Origin of the sequence: Kitasatospora sp. NPDC048715 (assembly GCF_043198905.1) — a bacterium.
GTDB classification, from domain to species: domain Bacteria; phylum Actinomycetota; class Actinomycetes; order Streptomycetales; family Streptomycetaceae; genus Kitasatospora; species Kitasatospora lactacystinica.
In genome coordinates, this window is record NZ_JBICVH010000032.1 from 55,932 (window position 1) to 72,249 (window position 16,318).

Annotated in this window: 16 protein-coding genes; 6 read left to right on the forward strand and 10 right to left on the reverse strand. The window is 71.7% G+C overall.

Going from position 1 to position 16,318, the window contains the following annotated elements:
- Positions 1-134: 134 nt before the first annotated feature.
- Both ACGFSC_RS41355 and ACGFSC_RS41360 read left to right on the forward strand, forming a co-directional pair.
- Positions 135-1,334: a bifunctional lytic transglycosylase/C40 family peptidase gene (locus ACGFSC_RS41355; RefSeq protein WP_359914189.1), complete on the forward strand. Its 1,200-nt coding sequence runs from the start codon at positions 135-137 to the stop codon at positions 1,332-1,334.
- A gap of 193 nt (positions 1,335-1,527) precedes the next feature.
- Entirely contained in the window at positions 1,528-2,250 is a 723-nt protein-coding gene (locus ACGFSC_RS41360) for a phosphatase PAP2 family protein (protein WP_359914186.1), read from the forward strand.
- Between the two features lie 49 nt (positions 2,251-2,299).
- Here ACGFSC_RS41360 and ACGFSC_RS41365 read toward each other — a convergent pair whose 3' ends face one another.
- Positions 2,300-2,491: a hypothetical protein gene (locus ACGFSC_RS41365; protein ID WP_359914184.1), complete on the reverse strand. Its 192-nt coding sequence runs from the start codon at positions 2,489-2,491 to the stop codon at positions 2,300-2,302.
- Positions 2,492-2,624: 133 nt separating this feature from the next.
- Between ACGFSC_RS41365 and ACGFSC_RS41370 the strand changes: the two genes are divergently transcribed.
- Both ACGFSC_RS41370 and ACGFSC_RS41375 read left to right on the forward strand, forming a co-directional pair.
- On the forward strand, positions 2,625-3,524 hold the full coding sequence (locus ACGFSC_RS41370; RefSeq protein WP_359914181.1) for a hypothetical protein: 900 nt from the start codon (positions 2,625-2,627) through the stop codon (positions 3,522-3,524).
- Between the two features lie 217 nt (positions 3,525-3,741).
- The gene (locus ACGFSC_RS41375; protein WP_359914178.1) at positions 3,742-3,930 is read left to right on the forward strand and encodes a hypothetical protein; all 189 of its coding nucleotides are present in this window, start codon (positions 3,742-3,744) and stop codon (positions 3,928-3,930) included.
- 112 nt (positions 3,931-4,042) lie between these two features.
- Here ACGFSC_RS41375 and ACGFSC_RS41380 read toward each other — a convergent pair whose 3' ends face one another.
- On the reverse strand, positions 4,043-4,411 hold the full coding sequence (locus ACGFSC_RS41380) for a metal-sensitive transcriptional regulator (RefSeq protein WP_359914176.1): 369 nt from the start codon (positions 4,409-4,411) through the stop codon (positions 4,043-4,045).
- 359 nt (positions 4,412-4,770) lie between these two features.
- Between ACGFSC_RS41380 and ACGFSC_RS41385 the strand changes: the two genes are divergently transcribed.
- Together ACGFSC_RS41385 and ACGFSC_RS41390 are read left to right on the forward strand one after the other, a co-directional pair.
- Entirely contained in the window at positions 4,771-5,391 is a 621-nt protein-coding gene (locus ACGFSC_RS41385) for a DUF47 family protein (RefSeq protein WP_359914173.1), read from the forward strand.
- Positions 5,392-5,396: 5 nt separating this feature from the next.
- Positions 5,397-6,392: an inorganic phosphate transporter gene (locus ACGFSC_RS41390; RefSeq protein ID WP_359914171.1), complete on the forward strand. Its 996-nt coding sequence runs from the start codon at positions 5,397-5,399 to the stop codon at positions 6,390-6,392.
- A gap of 160 nt (positions 6,393-6,552) precedes the next feature.
- On the opposite strand, the gene pstB is transcribed toward ACGFSC_RS41390, so the two are convergent.
- The 8 genes from pstB to mshD form a co-directional block, all read right to left on the reverse strand.
- The gene (gene pstB / locus ACGFSC_RS41395) at positions 6,553-7,329 is read right to left on the reverse strand and encodes a phosphate ABC transporter ATP-binding protein PstB (RefSeq protein WP_359914169.1); all 777 of its coding nucleotides are present in this window, start codon (positions 7,327-7,329) and stop codon (positions 6,553-6,555) included.
- Between the two features lie 42 nt (positions 7,330-7,371).
- Entirely contained in the window at positions 7,372-8,442 is a 1,071-nt protein-coding gene (gene pstA / locus ACGFSC_RS41400; RefSeq protein WP_359914166.1) for a phosphate ABC transporter permease PstA, read from the reverse strand.
- The gene (gene pstC / locus ACGFSC_RS41405) at positions 8,439-9,416 is read right to left on the reverse strand and encodes a phosphate ABC transporter permease subunit PstC (protein ID WP_359914163.1); all 978 of its coding nucleotides are present in this window, start codon (positions 9,414-9,416) and stop codon (positions 8,439-8,441) included. Before pstC ends, pstA begins: the two co-directional genes overlap by 4 nt.
- A gap of 150 nt (positions 9,417-9,566) precedes the next feature.
- Positions 9,567-10,703 carry a phosphate ABC transporter substrate-binding protein PstS gene (pstS, locus tag ACGFSC_RS41410; RefSeq protein WP_359914160.1) on the reverse strand — a complete coding sequence of 379 codons (1,137 nt, stop codon included), beginning with the start codon at positions 10,701-10,703 and terminating at the stop codon, positions 9,567-9,569.
- A 229-nt stretch (positions 10,704-10,932) separates the two neighbouring features.
- A complete protein-coding gene (locus ACGFSC_RS41415) occupies positions 10,933-11,460 on the reverse strand; it encodes an NUDIX hydrolase (RefSeq protein ID WP_359914157.1) in 528 nt (175 codons plus the stop codon).
- A gap of 1 nt (position 11,461) precedes the next feature.
- On the reverse strand, positions 11,462-12,550 hold the full coding sequence (locus ACGFSC_RS41420; RefSeq protein ID WP_359914154.1) for a CHAD domain-containing protein: 1,089 nt from the start codon (positions 12,548-12,550) through the stop codon (positions 11,462-11,464).
- A 104-nt stretch (positions 12,551-12,654) separates the two neighbouring features.
- Positions 12,655-14,925, reverse strand: a complete 2,271-nt coding sequence (locus ACGFSC_RS41425) for an RNA degradosome polyphosphate kinase (protein WP_380354384.1) — start codon at positions 14,923-14,925, stop codon at positions 12,655-12,657.
- Positions 14,926-15,196: 271 nt separating this feature from the next.
- Positions 15,197-16,207, reverse strand: a complete 1,011-nt coding sequence (mshD, locus tag ACGFSC_RS41430) for a mycothiol synthase (protein ID WP_359914151.1) — start codon at positions 16,205-16,207, stop codon at positions 15,197-15,199.
- Positions 16,208-16,318: the final 111 nt, after the last annotated feature.

Below are 16,318 nucleotides of genomic sequence, written 5' to 3' on the forward strand. Positions count from 1 at the left end.
GTCGTGAGGCATCGGACACGTACGCGAGGATGTACACCGTACGAAGGATAGCGCTCACTGTTCGTATCTCTGATGATTGCGGTGAGCAACGCCTTCCGGGACACTTCGACTGACGATTCGTCGGGATGGTGCTGATGGTACTCCGGAAGGCCGGTACGGCCGCCGCCGCTGCGGGAGTTGTTGCGTTCGGGTTCATCGGGCTGGTGACGATGGGGACTTATGCGGCAAGTGGGACGCCGCAGCAGGCGGCGAATCGTTCCGCCCTCTCCCCCGGAACGGTCCCCGCGGCCTACCAGGACCCGATCCAGAAGTGGGGCGCGCTCTGCGCGGAGATCTCCCCTCCGATGCTCGCGGCGCAGCTGTACCAGGAGAGCGGTTTCGACCCCAGGGCGCGCTCCGGGGTCGGGGCGCAGGGCATGGCGCAGTTCATGCCCAGCACCTGGCCCGCCTACGCCACCGACGGCAACGGGGACGGCAGGGCGGACGTCTGGGACCCGCTGGACGCGATCGCCTCGGCGGCGACCTACGACTGCGCGATCGCCAAGCGGGTCGCGAAGGTCCCGGGCGACCCCCAGGCCAACCTGCTGGCGGCCTACAACGCCGGCGAGGGCGCGGTGGAGAAGTACAACGGGGTGCCGCCGTACAAGGAGACCCAGGGCTACGTGCGGAACATCCAGGCGATGGCCCGCAGCTTCACGGCGCCCGCCTCGCCGACCGCGCCGCTGGAGGTGTCCCCGCAGTCGTCGGCCGCGATCTACTTCGCGCAGACCAAGCTCGGCACCCCGTACCTGTGGGGCGGTGAGGGCCTGCCCTCGCAGAGCGGGCGGTTCGACTGTTCGGGCCTGACCCAGGCCGCGTTCGCCAGTGTGGGCATCACCCTGCCCCGGGTGGCCAACGACCAGTGGTACGCCGGGCCGCACCCGTCGCGCGATCAGCTGCGGCCGGGCGACCTGGTGTTCTGGGCGACGGACCTGAGCGATCCGCGGAGCATCCACCACGTCGGGATCTACGTGGGCGGCGGGTACATGATCAACGCCCCGCACACCGGCGCGGTGATCCGCTACGACAAGATCGACACCCGGGAGTACATCGGCGCGACCCGGGTCACCTCGGACGGGGCCCAGGCGCTGCCGACCCGCAACAACGACGGCGCGGTCAACGCTCCGTCCCGCCCGGGCGGGACGGAGCCCACCGCCCCCGCGGGGAACCAGGGCGGCACCCAGGGCCTCCCCCAGGGCGGCGCGCCGGGAAGCGCCCCGGCGACCCCCGCCCGGTCGGCCGTCGCCGCCCCGCCCGCACCTGCCGGGCCGGCTCCCGCCGGGGCGGGTCGGTAGGTGCGGTGGGGCCGGGACGGCGGGGAGCTGTGTGCGCGCTGTGGACGCTGAGTCAAGTTTCCATAACCGCGCGTTTCCGTGGAACGCTGTGTCCCGGTGATGACGTTGGGTCCGGTGGTCCCTCGTCAGCTTTCGGCGCCGGGCGGGCCCCGGCGGGAACGTACAGGTGCAGCGGACCAGAAGGAGGTGCGGCGTGTCGACGCCGCTTGCCGACACGACCAACCCCGACCTCGACCTGCTCTACGCCGTCAACGGCCTGGCCAAGCGCTCCCCGCAGTGGCTGGACCACCTGGTCTCGTGGATCGGCGAGTACGGCATCCTGATCGGCCTGGCGATGCTCGGTCTGGTGGCCTGGCTCCAGGCCAGACGCCGGCCGGACGCGCCGGTGGCGGTGGCCGGGCTGCTCTGGGTGCCGCTCTCGGTGGCCGTCGCCGAACTGGCCAACCTGCCGATCGCCGCGATCGTGAACCGCCCGCGTCCCTTCGTCGACCATCCCGGGCTGCTGGTGCTGGTGGACGGCAAGGCCGGCACCCACTCCTTCGTCAGCGACCACTCGACCATGACCATGGGTGTCGCGGTGGCGCTGTTCCTGGTGAACCGCAGGCTGGGCTGGATCGCCGGCGGGCTGGCGCTCCTCCAGGGCTTCTGCCGGATGTTCATGGGCGTCCACTACCCGACCGACGTGATCGGCGGCTTCGCGCTCGCCGTCGCCGTGGTGCTGCTGCTGGCGCCGATCGCGATGGCGGTGCTGGTGCCGTTCTGCCACGCGCTGAGCCGCACCGCGGTCGCCCCGCTGATCCGGGCGCCCGAGCGCGGCGGTGCGGCCCGCGTCGGGGCCGGTCCGCGTGGCCGTCGCCGCGGGCGCGGGGCGGTGCGGGCCGGGGAGCAGCCGCCGGAGTCCGACCTCGCGGCCTGACGCCGTCTCCCGGGCCCGGCGCGGCGGAGGTGTCCAGGGCCCGGTGGGATCAGTCCGGTCCGGCGCCGTTCTCGGCGAGGTGGTCGGCCCCCTCGCGGCGGGCCAGATCGCGCGAGCGGCGGGCCGGGGAGTACCAGCCGCAGCTGCAGGTCGCGAAGGCGAAGGATCCGCGCTCGCCGACCGCGAGGCGGTGTTCGGGCATCCGGGCGGTGCCGGGTGCCGTCGGCAGCTCACTGTGCACGTGGTTCACGGTAGCGCCCGCGCCGGCCCCCGTAACCCTTGGCGTCCCAACTCGTTTGCCCGGAAAGAGCTCTGCCCGCCCGGTGGTGGCCGGCGGGGCAGTCGGGCCCGAGGGGGTTGTCGCGAGGATGAAGATGACCGACCAGCAGCGCACCGGACGGTCGGCACGCCGTCCGGGTCCGCACCTGCGCTCGGCGGCCGGGGCCGCCCTGCTCGCCGCCGTCCTGGCGGCGGGGGCCGCCGGCTGCTCCGGCGGCCCCGTCGACGGCTCCTCCGACCAGCAGTCGGGCGCCCCCGACCAGCTCGCCGCGGACGCGCTGACGGCGGTGCGCAACGCCCCCGACATCACGGGCCGCACCGGCTCCGCGCACGCCGCGACCGAGCTGGTCACCGAGTCGACCGAGAAGAAGGCCTCGTTCAGCGGCACCGGCGGCTACGACTACGTCAAGCGGATCGGCCGGCTGGAGGTCCAGGTGCCGCCGGGTGCGGCGACCACCGGGAAGATCGTCGAGGTGGTCCTGCCGGGCACCGTCTACCTCCAGAACAGCGGTGCCAAGGTCCCCGCGGGCAAGTGGGTCAAGCTGGACGTGCGCCAGCTGCCGGACGGCAACCTGGTCAGCAGCGGGGCCACCGACCCGGCCTCGGCGGCGGGGGCGCTGCGCGGGGCGCAGAAGGCGGAGGCGGTGGGCACCGAGACCGTCGACGGGGTGGCGCTGCACCATTTCCGGGGCACCCTGGACCTGGTGAAGGCGGCCGACGCGACGGGCGGCAGGGGCGGGGACGGCCTGCGGACGGGCGCGCAGACCTTCACCGTCAAGGAGGTCCCGTACGACGCCTGGCTGGACGACCAGGGCCGGCTGCGCAAGGTGGTCGAGGTGTTCACCTTCGCCGGGGTGGCCGGGTCGAAGGAGCCCAAGGACCAGGTGAAGGTGACGTCGACGACCTCGCTGTCGGACTTCGGCAAGCCGGTGGAGGCGGCCGAGCCCTCGGCCTCGGACATCTACCGGATGAAGCCCACGGAGAGCCCGAAGTAGGGCTGGTCCGACACGCCCCGGGCCGCCGGGGCAGCGCTCCGGCGCCGGGGCGAGACGGGGTGCCGCCGGGGCGGGTGGCCGTCCGGGGAGCGACTGCCACCCGTTTCGGCGGCGCCGAGATGGCCCGTCCGTGCCATGTGGACGGGCCCCGAAGTGCCTAGGCTGGACTCCGGGTGGCTGCCGCCCGGGCTGGCGAGGCACTGAAGGGGTGGTGCAGGTGGTGTCGTCCACGGGCGGCCGCAGCGGCGGCCACGACGACGCGGCCCTCGACGAGATCGATCTGGCCGGCGAGCTGATGATCGCCGCGACGGCCAGCTCCGGCGACCGGCTGCCGACCGAGCGGATCGACGAGGTGCTGCTGGACCGGTCCGAACCCGGGCAGTGCGACCGGGAGGCCGACGGCTAGCGGGCTCCGGGCGCTACGCGGGCTCCGGGTGCGACACGGACTCCGGGCGCGACGCGGGCGGGCCCGCTCCGGGAGCGACGCGCCCCCGGAGCGAAGCGGTCGGCCCGGCGGCTCAGCTGCGCAGCAGGCGGCTGATCGCGGCGGTGGCCTCCGCCACCTTGGCGTCCAGTTCGGCGCCGCCCTCCTCGGCGGCCGCGGCGACGCAGTGCCGCAGGTGCTCCTCCAGCAGGGAGAGCGCGAAGGACTGCAGCGCCTTGGTGCCGGCCGAGACCTGGGTGAGCACGTCGATGCAGTAGACGTCCTCGTCGACCATGCGCTGGAGGCCGCGGATCTGGCCCTCGATCCGGCGCAGCCGCTTGAGGTGGGCGTCCTTCTGCGCGCTGTAGCCGTGCGGGCCGTGGTGCCCGGCCGGGGCCTGGCCGGCGGGCGGCTCGGTCCCCTGCGCGTGCTCCGGCTCGCTGCGCGCTTGCGTCGTGGTCATCGGCCCCGCCTTCGTCTCAGTGCCTGGTGGCTGCGTCGGCCACAAGTGTCCAACACCGGGGCCCTCCGTGGTGTTCCGACGGCCGTCCCGGCATGTGCCGCGGGGGCGCTGGAGGGGGCTCCCGGCGGTTCACCCGTCTGAGCGGCGCCCCGTTCTCCGGTGCGCACGACGGGGACAATCCGGGCGAGGTTCCGTCAGACTGGGGCTCGCGTCCACGTGTGGTGGTGCGCCCGGATCAGCCGGTGCGGCGGCCGAACGGAAGGGGAGGTTCCGGCTCCTTCCCCGACACCCCGTTTGCGTGATTGCGTTCGGTTGCACCTAGCATCGTTCAGTCCCTACCCCGCACATCGGAGATTTCCGTGCGTTTTAGCCTGACCCCGAAGGAGACGAGCTTCTACGACATGTTCGCCGCCGCGGCGGAGAACCTTGTCGTCGGATCGAAGCTCCTTTTGGAGCTGCTGGGATCAGACGTGTCGGCCCGTGCGGAGATCGTCGAGCGCATGCGCGCCGCCGAGCACGCCGGGGACGACACCACCCATGCCGTCTTCCACCAGCTGAACTCGTCCTTCATCACGCCCTTCGACCGCGAGGACATCTACAGCCTCGCCTCGTCGCTGGACGACATCATGGACTTCATGGAGGAAGCCGTCGACCTGGTCGTCCTCTACGACATCCAGACCCTGCCGAAGGGCGTCGAGCAGCAGATCGAGGTGCTGGCGCGCGCCGCGGAACTCACCGCCGAGGCGATGCCGAACCTGCGCAGCATGTCCAACCTCACCGAGTACTGGATCGAGGTCAACCGCCTGGAGAACCAGGCCGACCAGATCCACCGCAAGCTGCTCGCCCACCTGTTCTCCGGTCAGTACGACGCCATCGAGGTCCTCAAGCTCAAGCAGGTCGTGGACGTCCTTGAGGAGGCGGCGGACGCGTTCGAGCACGTCGCCAACACGGTGGAGACCATCGCCGTCAAGGAGTCCTGACCCCCGTGGACATGGCAGCACTCATCGCCGTCATCGGCGTTGCGTTCTTCTTCACGTACACCAACGGCTTCCACGACTCGGCGAACGCGATCGCCACGTCGGTCTCCACCCGGGCGCTCACTCCCCGGGCGGCGCTGGCGATGGCCGCGGTGATGAACCTGGCGGGCGCGTTCCTCGGCAGCGGCGTGGCGCACACCGTCTCCCAGGGGATCATCGAGACCCCCACCGGCAACCAGGGGATGGCGATCCTGTTCGCGGCCCTGGTCGGGGCGATCGCCTGGAACCTGGTCACCTGGTACTTCGGCCTCCCGTCCTCCTCCTCGCACGCGCTGTTCGGCGGCATGGTGGGCGCGGCCCTGGCCGGCGGCACCGAGGTGATCTGGAGCGGGGTCCTCGACAAGATCGTCATCCCGATGTTCGTCTCGCCGGTGGTCGGCCTGGTCGGCGGCTTCCTGGTGATGCTGGCGATCCTGTGGATCTTCCGCCGGGCCAACCCGCACCGGGCCAAGCGCAACTTCCGGGTCGCCCAGACCGCCTCGGCCGCCGCGATGGCCCTGGCGCACGGCCTCCAGGACGCCCAGAAGACCATGGGCATCGTGGTCATGGCACTGACCATCTCCGGCCACCAGTCCGGCAACGGCATTCCGGTCTGGGTGAAGATCTCCTGCGCGACGATGCTCTCGCTGGGCACCTACGCGGGCGGCTGGCGGATCATGCGGACGCTCGGCCGGAAGATCATCGAGCTGGACCCGCCGCAGGGCTTCGCCGCCGAGGCCACCTCCGCGACGGTCATGTACATCTCGTCGTTCGTCTTCAAGGCGCCGATCTCCACCACCCACGTGATCACCGCGGCGATCATGGGCGCGGGGGCCACCAAGCGGATCCGCGCGGTGCGCTGGGGCGTCGCGAAGAACATCGTGCTCGGCTGGTTCATCACGATGCCGGCGGCCGCCGTCGTCGCAGCGCTGATGTACTGGTTCGTCCACCTGTTCTGGGGCTGACGGCCCCGCAGGACGCGCGAACGGACAGGGCCCGCCCCCACATCTCGGGGGCGGGCCCTTTTCCATGTCCCGCGGCGGCACCGCCATGCAGCACCGCGGGACAGCTCGCGGTCCGTCACGCGTCCCGGCGCCTCGGCGCCGCCCGTGACGGGGCTCCGGTCTAGCCGAAGCGGCCGGAGATGTAGTCCTCGGTGGCCTGGACCTGCGGGTTGGAGAAGATCCGCTGGGTGTCGTCCAGCTCGACCAGCTTGCCCGGCTGGCCGACGCCGGCCAGGTTGAAGAAGGCGGTGCGGTCGCTGACGCGGGCCGCCTGCTGCATGTTGTGGGTCACGATGACGATGGTGAACTGCTCCTTGAGCTCGCCGATCAGGTCCTCGATGGCGAGGGTGGAGATCGGGTCGAGCGCGGAGCAGGGCTCGTCCATCAGCAGGACCTGGGGCTCGACCGCGATGGCGCGGGCGATGCACAGGCGCTGCTGCTGACCGCCGGAGAGGCCGGCCCCCGGCTTGTTCAGCCGGTTGTGGACCTCCTTCCAGAGGTTGGCGCCCTTCAGCGAACGCTCCACCACCTCGTCCAGCACGGACTTCTTCTTCACGCCGGAGAGCCGCAGACCCGCGATCACGTTGTCGTAGATCGACATGGTCGGGAAGGGGTTCGGGCGCTGGAAGACCATGCCGACCGAGCGGCGCACGGCGACCGGGTCGACGTTGGAGGCGTAGAGGTTCTCGTCGTCCAGGAGGACCTTGCCCTCGACCCGGGCGCCCGGGATCACCTCGTGCATCCGGTTCAGGGTCCGGAGGAAGGTGGACTTGCCGCAGCCGGACGGGCCGATGAAGGCGGTCACCGAGCGGGGCTCGATGCTCATCGAGATGTCCTCGATGGCCTTGGTGGTGCCGTAGTAGGCCGACAGTCCGCTGACGTCGATGCGCTTGGCCATGATCGTTGCTTCTCTCGTCTGTCTCGTACGTCAGTCGGTCGCTCAGTGCCCGCCCTTGGGCGAGCGCCAGCGTGCGATGCCCCGGGCGACGAGGTTGAGCCCCATCACGAAGGCGATCAGCACCAGCGCCGCGCCCCAGGCACGGGCGTAGCCGAAGTCGTTGTTGACCTGCGAGTACTGGGTCCAGATGTACATCGGCAGGGACTGCTGCGGTCCGTCGAACGGGTTGTTGTTGATGTAGTCGGCGCCGAACACCAGCATCATCACCGGGGCGGTCTCGCCCGTGATGCGGGCGACCGCGAGCATCACACCGGTGGTGATGCCGCCGATCGCGGTGGGGATGACGATCCGCAGGATGGTCTTCCACTTCGGCACGCCGAGCGCGTACGAGGCTTCGCGCAGCTCGTTCGGGACGAGCTTCAGCATCTCCTCGGTGGACCGGACCACGACCGGCATCATCAGGATCGCCAGCGCGAGGCTGCCCGAGAAGCCGGAGTAGCTGAAGCCCAGGGCGAGGTTCCAGAGCGAGAGGATGAACAGACCGGCGACGATCGACGGGATGCCCGTCATGACGTCGACGAAGAAGGTGACCGCCTTGGCGAGCGTGCCACGGCCGTACTCGACCAGGTAGACGGCGGTCAGCAGCCCGATCGGGGCCGCGATCGCGGTGGCCAGGGCGACCTGCTCCAGGGTGCCGATCAGCGCGTGGTAGATGCCGCCGCCGGGCCCGGACTGGATCACGCCCTTCATGGAGTGGCTCAGGAAGTTCCCGTCGACCACCCCGATGCCCTGCTGGACGGTGTAGAAGGTCAGGGCGACCAGGGGGACGACGGCCAGGATGAAGGCGACCCAGACCACCGAGGTGGCGAAGCGGTCCTTGGCCTGCCGGCGGCCCTCGACCCGGGCCGAGAGGACGTAGCTGATCAGGACGAAGAGCAGGGCCGAGATCAGGCCCCACTGGAGGTGGCTGGCCAGCCCGCCGGCCGCGCCGATCCCGCAGCCGAGGGCGATCGAGCCGACGGCCACGGCGGCCGGGGCCCACTTGGGCAGTCGGTTGGCGGTCAGCGGACGGCCGACCGGCCGGGCGTCCTCGATGACGGCGGTGACGGTCATGCGTTGGCCCCCGAGTACTCCTTGCGGCGGGCGATGATCAGTCGCGCGGCACCGTTCACCAGCAGGGTGATGACGAACAGGACGAGGCCGGAGGCCATCAGCGCGTTGCGGCCGTTGTCACCGGCCTCGGCGAACTTCAGCGCGATGTTCTGCGCGAAGGTGCCGCCGCCCGCGTCGAGGATGTGCGGCGACAGGACGTTGCTGGCGGAGAGCACCACCGCGACCGCGATGGTCTCGCCGAGCGCGCGGCCGAGGCCGAGCATCGAGGCCGAGATGATGCCGGGGCGGCCGAACGGCAGCACCGCGGTGCGGATCATCTCCCAGCGGGTCGCGCCGAGGGCGAGCGCCGCCTCCTCGTGCATCCGCGGCACCTGGCGGAACACCTCGCGGGAGACCGCGGTGATGATCGGCAGGACCATGATCGCCAGCAGGATGCCGACGGTGAACAGGTTGCGCGGGGTGCCGGTCCTGGTCTGGTCGAAGATGTACGTCCAGCCCAGGTACTCGTTGAGCCAGCTGGTCAGGCCGTCCATGTGCGGGACCAGGAAGAGCGCGCCCCAGAGGCCGTAGACGATGCTGGGGACGGCGGCGAGCAGGTCGACCAGGTAGGCGAACGGCTGGGCGATCCTGCGCGGCGCGTAGTGCGAGATGAACAGCGCGATCCCGATGGCCACCGGGACGGCGATCGCCATCGCGATGACGGCACTGACGATGGTGCCGAAGGCCAGGACGGCGATGCCGAAGACGGGCTTCGGGGCGTCCGGCGTCCACTCGAAGCTGGTGAGGAAGTTGCCCTCGTTGGTGGTCAGGGCCAGGACCGACCGCCAGGTCAGGAACGCGGCGATGGCGGCCATGACGACCAGCAGGAGGATGCCCGAGCCCCGGGCGAGGTTCATGAAGATCTTGTCGCCGACCCGGCTGTCGCGCGGCCGGCGTTCCCTGCCTCGCGGGGCGGCAGGGGAGGATGAAGTCATTGGTCTACTCCGGTCTGGTGGTGCCGCCCCGGAAGGGGGACGGCACCATGGCGGCGGTGCCCCGGACGTGGTGCTGGGTGTGGTCCGTTCCGGTGGGGCGGCCCCGGCCCCCCTCGCTCACGGGGCCGCTCCACCGGGGGTCCTGTCGGGTCAGGCCAGGGTGGCGATGACGCCGTTGACCTTGTCGGTCACGGCCTTCGGCAGCGGGACGTAGCCCTTCTCGCCGATGGCCTTCTGACCCGCGTCGCTGGCGGTGTAGGTCAGGAAGGACTTCAGGGTGTCGAGGGTCTCGGCCTTGTTGCCCTTGTCGCAGACGATCTCGTAGGTGACCAGGACCAGCGGGTAGGAACCCTCTTCCTTGGTCGCGTAGTCGAGCTTCAGCGCGAGGTCGCTGCCGGTGCCGGCGGCCTGCGCCTTGGCGATCGTGGAGGCGGCGTTCTCGGCGGTGGCCTCGACCGGCTTGGCGGCGCCCGTGTTGATCGCGGCGCTCTTCAGGCTGTTGGTCTGGGCGTAGGCCAGCTCGACGTAGCTGATCGAGTTCTTGACCTGCTTCACCTGGGCCGAGACACCGGCGCTGCCGTTGGCCGACTGGCCGCCCTTGCCCGCCCAGGCCTTGCCGGCCGGGTAGGACCAGGCGCCGCCGCCGGCGGCGGCGAAGTACTTGGTCAGGTTCTCGGTGGTGCCGGCGTCGTCCGAGCGGTGGAAGGTCTGGATCTCGGTGTCCGGCAGCTTGGCGCCCGGGTTCAGGGCCGCGATCGCCGGGTCGTTCCACTTGGTGATCTGCGAGTCGAAGATCTTGGCGGAGGTCGGGCCGTCCAGGACCAGGTTGTCGACACCGTCGACGTTGTAGACCAGCGAGATCAGACCGCCGACCATCGGCAGGTCGATGCCCTGGCCGCCGGTGCAGACCGCCTTGGAGGCGTCGACCTCGGCCGGCTTCAGGGCCGAGTCGGAGCCGGCGAACTGGATCTTGCCCTGGTTGAACTGCTGGATGCCGGCACCGGAGCCGCCACCCTGGTAGTTGATGGTGCTGCCGGAGCAGGCGGCGGCGAAGCTGGTCTTCCAGACGTCCATCGCCGCGCCCTGCGCGGTCGAACCGGCGGCGATCAGCGAACCGGCCTTGCCACAGTTGATCGCGGCGGCGGGCGCGGCGGAACCGCCGGAGCCACCGGACGCGGTCGTGTTGTTGTTGTTGTCCGACCCGCAGGCGGCGAGCGACAGCGAGCTGACGAGCGCCATGGCACCGATCGCGAGGGCCTTGGAGCGGCCGTTCCGCTGGAGCTTCACAGGGGTGTCCCTTTCTGTGGCATTGCCCTTGCGCGGGCCGTACGGCTACGGCGGCCCAGCACGGGTTTTGCTGTGGTCCGGGGCCCGTTCGGCCCTCCGGTGGTCCCGAAGTTAGGCCGGGTAAGTGACACGACAGCCGGTCGCAAGTGAACGGGGAGTGAACCTCGAACGGATGACAGGAAACTACGTCAGGTAGTAACGGTTGCGTCACGGCAAGGGCGCGGGAAGATCACTTCCACCGTTCCTTCACCGGTGCCGCCCCGGCCGCCCGCACCGGCTTCGCCCCCAGGAGCGCCAGCAGCGCGTCGATCAGCGACCGGTCGTGGTCGTGGGTGAGCCGGGCCCGCGCCTTCCCGGCCGGCAGCCACTCCAGCCGGTCCACCTCCCGGTTGGGCCGGAAGGAGCCGCTGGAGGGCACCGCCGCCCAGTAGCGGACCTCCTTGGGACGGCCCTGCACCCGGTAGTGCCGGGTGGGCAGCTCCGGGCCCAGCAGGCAGCGGAACCCGGTCTCCTCCCGGACCTCGCGCAGCGCCGCGTCGACCACGCCCTCACCGGCTTCGAGCTTGCCCTTCGGCAGGCTCCAGTCGTCGTACTTGGGCCGGTGGATCACCGCGATCCGCGGCCGCCCCAGCCGGCCGCTCTTCTTCGGCCGGCCCGGCAGCCACAGCACCGCGCCCGCCGCCAGCACCACCGGGGCGTGCCCCGCCCCGGTCACGGCCCCCGTCGCCGCCCGGCCGGCGGGCGGGCGCTCGCCCATCTCAGACCGTCCCGGCCGCGGCGGAGTGCCCCCAGGCGTCGGTCGGGACGAGCTCCAGCCAGCCGTCCGGGCCGGGCGGCAGGTCGGGCCAGCGGAGGCCGACGGCGTACCGCGCGGACTCCACCTCCAGCCGCTGGTCGGCGTGCACCACCCCCAGCACGTACGCGGTCGCCGGGGTGATCCGCGGGGTGCGCGCCGCGGTGGCGGCGGTGACGGCGGCGTCCGCCGCCTCCTGCTGCCGGGCCAGCACCAGGTCCAGCCCGTCCAGCTCGGAGGAGGCGCGGCCGCACACCTCCAGTGCGTACCGGGCCCGCTTCACCAGGATCCGCATCCGGGCCCAGGGCGCGTCGTCGGCCGCCAGCGCGGTGTCCGCGTCGGTCGCCCCGCGGGACGCCGGCACCGTGCCCAGCCGGCGCAGCCCGTCCCCGCCGTACGGCGTCGCGGCCCGCCGCAGCGGCAGCTGCTGGGCGCCCGCGGTCAGCGCGGCGAAGGCGGCGGCGGCCTGCGGCAGCAGCACCGCGGGGGCCCGGCCGCCCGCCGACTCCAGCAGCGGGGCGTCGCCGACCAGCAGGGTCATCCGGTCCGCCAGCGCGTGCAGCCGGGCGGAGCGGAGCTCCTGGAGCACCGTGGAGTGCGCCCTGGTCCGGGCCAGGGTCAGCTGCCGGTCCAGCAGCGCCCGCGCTTTGGGGGCGCCCACGTGGCCGGCCAGCATGCCCGTCCCGTCCGGGTCGGTGCCGCTCAGCGAGTCCAGCGCGCCCAGCAGCCGGGCCGAGCGGCGGACGTAGCCGGGCTCCAGCGCCAGCAGGTTGAGCAGCCAGCGCAGCTCGGTGCGCGACTCCTGCGCCCAGGTCTGCTCGAAGACCGAGCCGAAGGTGTGCAGCAGCCCGCCGACCCGCCGGACGGCCCGCAGCAGGTCCGAGGTGCCGGCCGACGGGACGACCGAGGCCGTCCCGGGTCTGGCGCCGACCTCGCCCACCGCCAGCGGCAGCGCGCGCAGGAAGGCGCCGGCCTGGGCGGTGAGGTGGTGGGAAAGGATGTCCCCGGCGGTCGCTGTGGAGGCCGCCTGGGCCGTCATCGGCGCTTCGGTCATGGCGTGGTAGATCCCCGTTCCTCCGAGGTGCTCCCCCGGAGCTGGTGGCCGACCGCCGGGACAGGTCCCCTTGCCGTCCCGGCGGCTTCGCATCAGTGGACGCGTCAGCGCGAGGTCGCGGCCCGGCGGCGCTGGCGCGAGTCGATCAGCAGGTCCTGGACGTGTCGCAGCGGACGGTCCTCGACGTCCTGCGAGTGGCGGGTCCACGCGCCGTCCGGCCCCAGGTGCCAGGACTCGGTCTCGTCCGACACCCCGAGGTCGATCAGCCCGGACAGCTCGGCGCGGTGCGCCGGATCGGTGATCCGCATCAGCGCCTCGATCCGGCGGTCCAGGTTGCGGTGCATCATGTCGGCGCTGCCGATCCAGACCTCCGGATCGCCGTTGTTGCCGAACACGAAGATCCGGGAGTGCTCCAGGAAGCGGCCCAGGATGCTGCGGACCCGGATGTTCTCGCTCAGCCCCGGCACGCCCGGGCGGATCGCGCAGATCCCGCGCACCCAGACGTCCACCGGCACACCGGCCTGGGAGGCCCGGTACAGCGCGTCGATCACGGCCTCGTCGACGATCGAGTTGACCTTGAGCTTCACGTAGGCCGGGCGGCCCGCCCGGTGGTGGGCGATCTCGTTGTGGATCCGTGAGACCAGCCCGTCGCGCAGGCCGCGCGGGGCGGTCAGCAGGCGGCGGTAGGACTCGCGGCGCGAGTAGCCGGAGAGCCGGTTGAACAGGTCCGAGAGGTCCGCGCCGACCTGCGGGTCGGAGGTGAGCAGGCCGAGGTCCTCGTACAGCCGGGCCGTCTTCGGGTGGTAGTTGCCGGTGCCGACGTGCGAGTAGCGGCGCAGGGTGTCGCCCTCCTGCCGGACCACCAGCGAGAGCTTGCAGTGCGTCTTCAGCCCGACCAGGCCGTACACCACGTGACAGCCGGCCTCCTCCAGCTTGCGGGCCCACTTGATGTTGGCCTGCTCGTCGAAGCGCGCCTTGATCTCCACCAGCACCAGCACCTGCTTGCCGGACTCGGCCGCGTCGATCAGCGCGTCGACGATCGGCGAGTCGCCGGAGGTGCGGTACAGGGTCTGCTTGATCGCCAGCACGTCCGGGTCCCCGGCGGCCTGCTCCAGGAAGGCCTGAACCGAGGTGGAGAAGCTGTCGTAGGGGTGGTGCAGCAGGACGTCTCGCTCGCGCATCGCGGCGAAGATGTCCGGCTGGGAGGCCGACTCGACGTCGGTCAGCCCCCGGGCCGTGCCGGCCACGAACTTCGGGTACTTGAGCTCCGGGCGGTCCAGCTCGGCGATCCCGAACAGCCCGGTCAGGTCCAGCGGCCCGGGCAGCGGGAAGACCTCGGCCTCGGTGATGTTCAGCTCCCGCACCAGCAGGTCCAGGATGTACGGGTCGATCGACTCCTCGACCTCCAGCCGGACCGGCGGGCCGAAGCGCCGCCGCATCAGCTCCTTCTCCAGGGCCTTGAGGATGTTCTCGGTGTCGTCCTCCTCCACCTCCAGGTCCTCGTTGCGGGTGACGCGGAAGGCGTGGTGGGCCAGCACCTCCATCCCCGGGAAGAGTTCCTCCAGGTGGGCGCCCATGACGTCCTCCAGCGGGACGTACCGCTGGGGCGAGGCCTCCAGGAAGCGGGCCAGCGACTGCGGCACCTTGACGCGCGCGAAGTGCTTGTGGCCGGACACCGGGTTGCGCACCACGACGGCCAGGTTGAGCGAGAGTCCCGATATGTACGGGAAGGGGTGCGCCGGGTCGACGGCCAGCGGGGTCAGGACGGGAAAGATCTTCTGCCGGAACAGCGTGTGCAGCCGGGCCTGCTCCTTCTCCGCCAGCTCCGACCAGCGGACCACCTCGATGCCCTCGCCGGCAAGGTCCGGCAGCACCTCCTGCTGGAAGGCCGCGGCGTGGCGCGCCATCAGCTCGCGCGAGCGGGTCCAGATCAGGTCCAGCACCTCGCGCGGCTGGAGGCCGGACGCGCTGCGCTGGGCGACTCCGGTGGCGATCCGGCGCTTGAGGCCGGCCACCCGGACCATGAAGAACTCGTCCAGGTTGCTCGCGAAGATCGCCAGGAACTTCGCCCGCTCCAGCAACGGGATGCCCGGGTCCTCGGCCAGTTCCAGGACCCGTTCGTTGAACGCCAGCCAACTGCGCTCGCGGTCCAGGAAGCGGCCCTGCGGCAGTGCTTCGAACTCCTCCTCGTCCGTGGCCGGCAGCTCCGGCGGAATACCCAGCGCGCCGGACATCCGGGCCGTAGGTGACAGCGGGGCAGAGACGGGGCGGGGGATGCTCATGGGCTCCAGCTCCTCCAGCAGCAGGACGGCGTCCGGACGCGAATGGCTCTGCGGGCCGTCGCCCTCGCCCCGGGCCGGACCCGGGGACAGCACCCACCCTCCCGGTGCGGTCCGTACAGGACCGGCCGGTGCGTGGCGGTCGACTCTGCACGAGCGAGACACTACGGACTTCATCCTGTGATCTTCGCGGCAGCAATTGAATCCACGGTAAACACCGCATGGCCAGGAGGAAAGCTGAGTCGGTCGGAGCAAGGGGCGTCGCCGTCCCGTCCCTCGCCCGCGACCGCTCGCGGGGCCGTCCCGGCCGCGTTCGACGCCGCCGGAGGACCGGGGAGTCCGGTGCGCGGACGCCCCGGGGGCCCGACTAGGCCGACCGGTTCGTCCGGTACTGGGCTCGGTACATGAGGTCCACCTCGTGAACGGCGAATCCCAATCGTTCATATACCCGCACGGCGGCCGGATTGTCGGCGTCGACGTAGAGAAGCACGGTGTCCAGCCCGCGCTCCCCGGTGCCGGTGCCGGTCAGGTGGCGCAGGCCCGCCGCGGTCAGCGCACGGCCGAGACCGCTGCCCTGCTCGGCCGGGTCCACCCCGACCACGTACACCTCGCCGAGCTCGGGCTCGGTGGCGGTGGCCGGGTGCACCTTGGTCCAGTGGAAGCCGACCACCCTGCCGTCGCGGGTCGCGAGGAAGAAGCCGGCCGGGTCGAACCACGGCTCGGCGATCCGCTCGGCCAGGTCCTGCCCGGTCCAGGCGCCCTGCTCGGGGTGGTGGGCGAACGCCAGGGCGTTCAGCCGCAGCCACTCGGCGTCGTCCTCCCCCGGGCGGAAGGTCCGGAGCTCGATGCCCTCGGGAACGGCCACCTCCTCGGTCTGCCGGCCGGTGCGGCGCATCTGCCGCAGCTCGCGGACCAGCTCGGCGCCGTACGCCCCGGCCAGGTGGCGGGCGGCCGGGTGGCCGCCGTGCACCCAGAAGTCCACCGCGTCGCGCCCCGCCCGGTGGGCCTGCTCCAGGACCGCGTCCACCAGCGGGCGGGCCAGGCCGCGACCGCGGGCGGCCGGGTCGACCACCAGCTCGGCGGCGGGGTTGGCCGCCGGGTTCTCCGGCACCTCGAGCTGGCCGTAGCCGAGGACGGCGCCGCTCCCGGTCCCGGATTCGGTCTTGGTGTCGGTGTCGGTGTCGGTGTCGGTCCCGGTCTCGACGAGGTGGATCACACCCGGCCGCGGGATCTCCGCGTTCCGCAACCGAAGCCGGCCCTGCTCGGACACGGCGGCCCGGCCGTCCACCGCCTGGGCCGCCGCCAGAACACGCAGGGAACCGTCGCGCTGCTCGGGCCGGAGCACATCGTCCGCAATGACCGCTGTCTGATCGTCCATGCCCAGACGATACGTCACCGGAAATGCGAAAAGCCCCTGATCCGAGTGGATCAGGGGCTTTTCTGAATAATTGTTCGGCGGCGTCCTACTCTCCCACAGGGTCCCCCCTGC

Excerpts from the sequence above, each read along its gene's own strand:
- pstA (WP_359914166.1), bottom strand. The coding sequence starts at position 8,442 with ATGACCGTCACCGCCGTCATCGAGGACGCCCGGCCGGTCGGCCGTCCG.
- ACGFSC_RS41380 (WP_359914176.1), bottom strand. The coding sequence starts at position 4,411 with ATGACCACGACGCAAGCGCGCAGCGAGCCGGAGCACGCGCAGGGGACC.
- ACGFSC_RS41420 (WP_359914154.1), bottom strand. The coding sequence starts at position 12,550 with ATGACCGAAGCGCCGATGACGGCCCAGGCGGCCTCCACAGCGACCGCC.
- ACGFSC_RS41370 (WP_359914181.1), top strand. The coding sequence starts at position 2,625 with ATGACCGACCAGCAGCGCACCGGACGGTCGGCACGCCGTCCGGGTCCG.
- mshD (WP_359914151.1), bottom strand. The coding sequence starts at position 16,207 with ATGGACGATCAGACAGCGGTCATTGCGGACGATGTGCTCCGGCCCGAG.
- pstC (WP_359914163.1), bottom strand. The coding sequence starts at position 9,416 with ATGACTTCATCCTCCCCTGCCGCCCCGCGAGGCAGGGAACGCCGGCCG.
- ACGFSC_RS41355 (WP_359914189.1), top strand. The coding sequence starts at position 135 with ATGGTACTCCGGAAGGCCGGTACGGCCGCCGCCGCTGCGGGAGTTGTT.
- ACGFSC_RS41415 (WP_359914157.1), bottom strand. The coding sequence starts at position 11,460 with ATGGGCGAGCGCCCGCCCGCCGGCCGGGCGGCGACGGGGGCCGTGACC.
- pstB (WP_359914169.1), bottom strand. The coding sequence starts at position 7,329 with ATGGCCAAGCGCATCGACGTCAGCGGACTGTCGGCCTACTACGGCACC.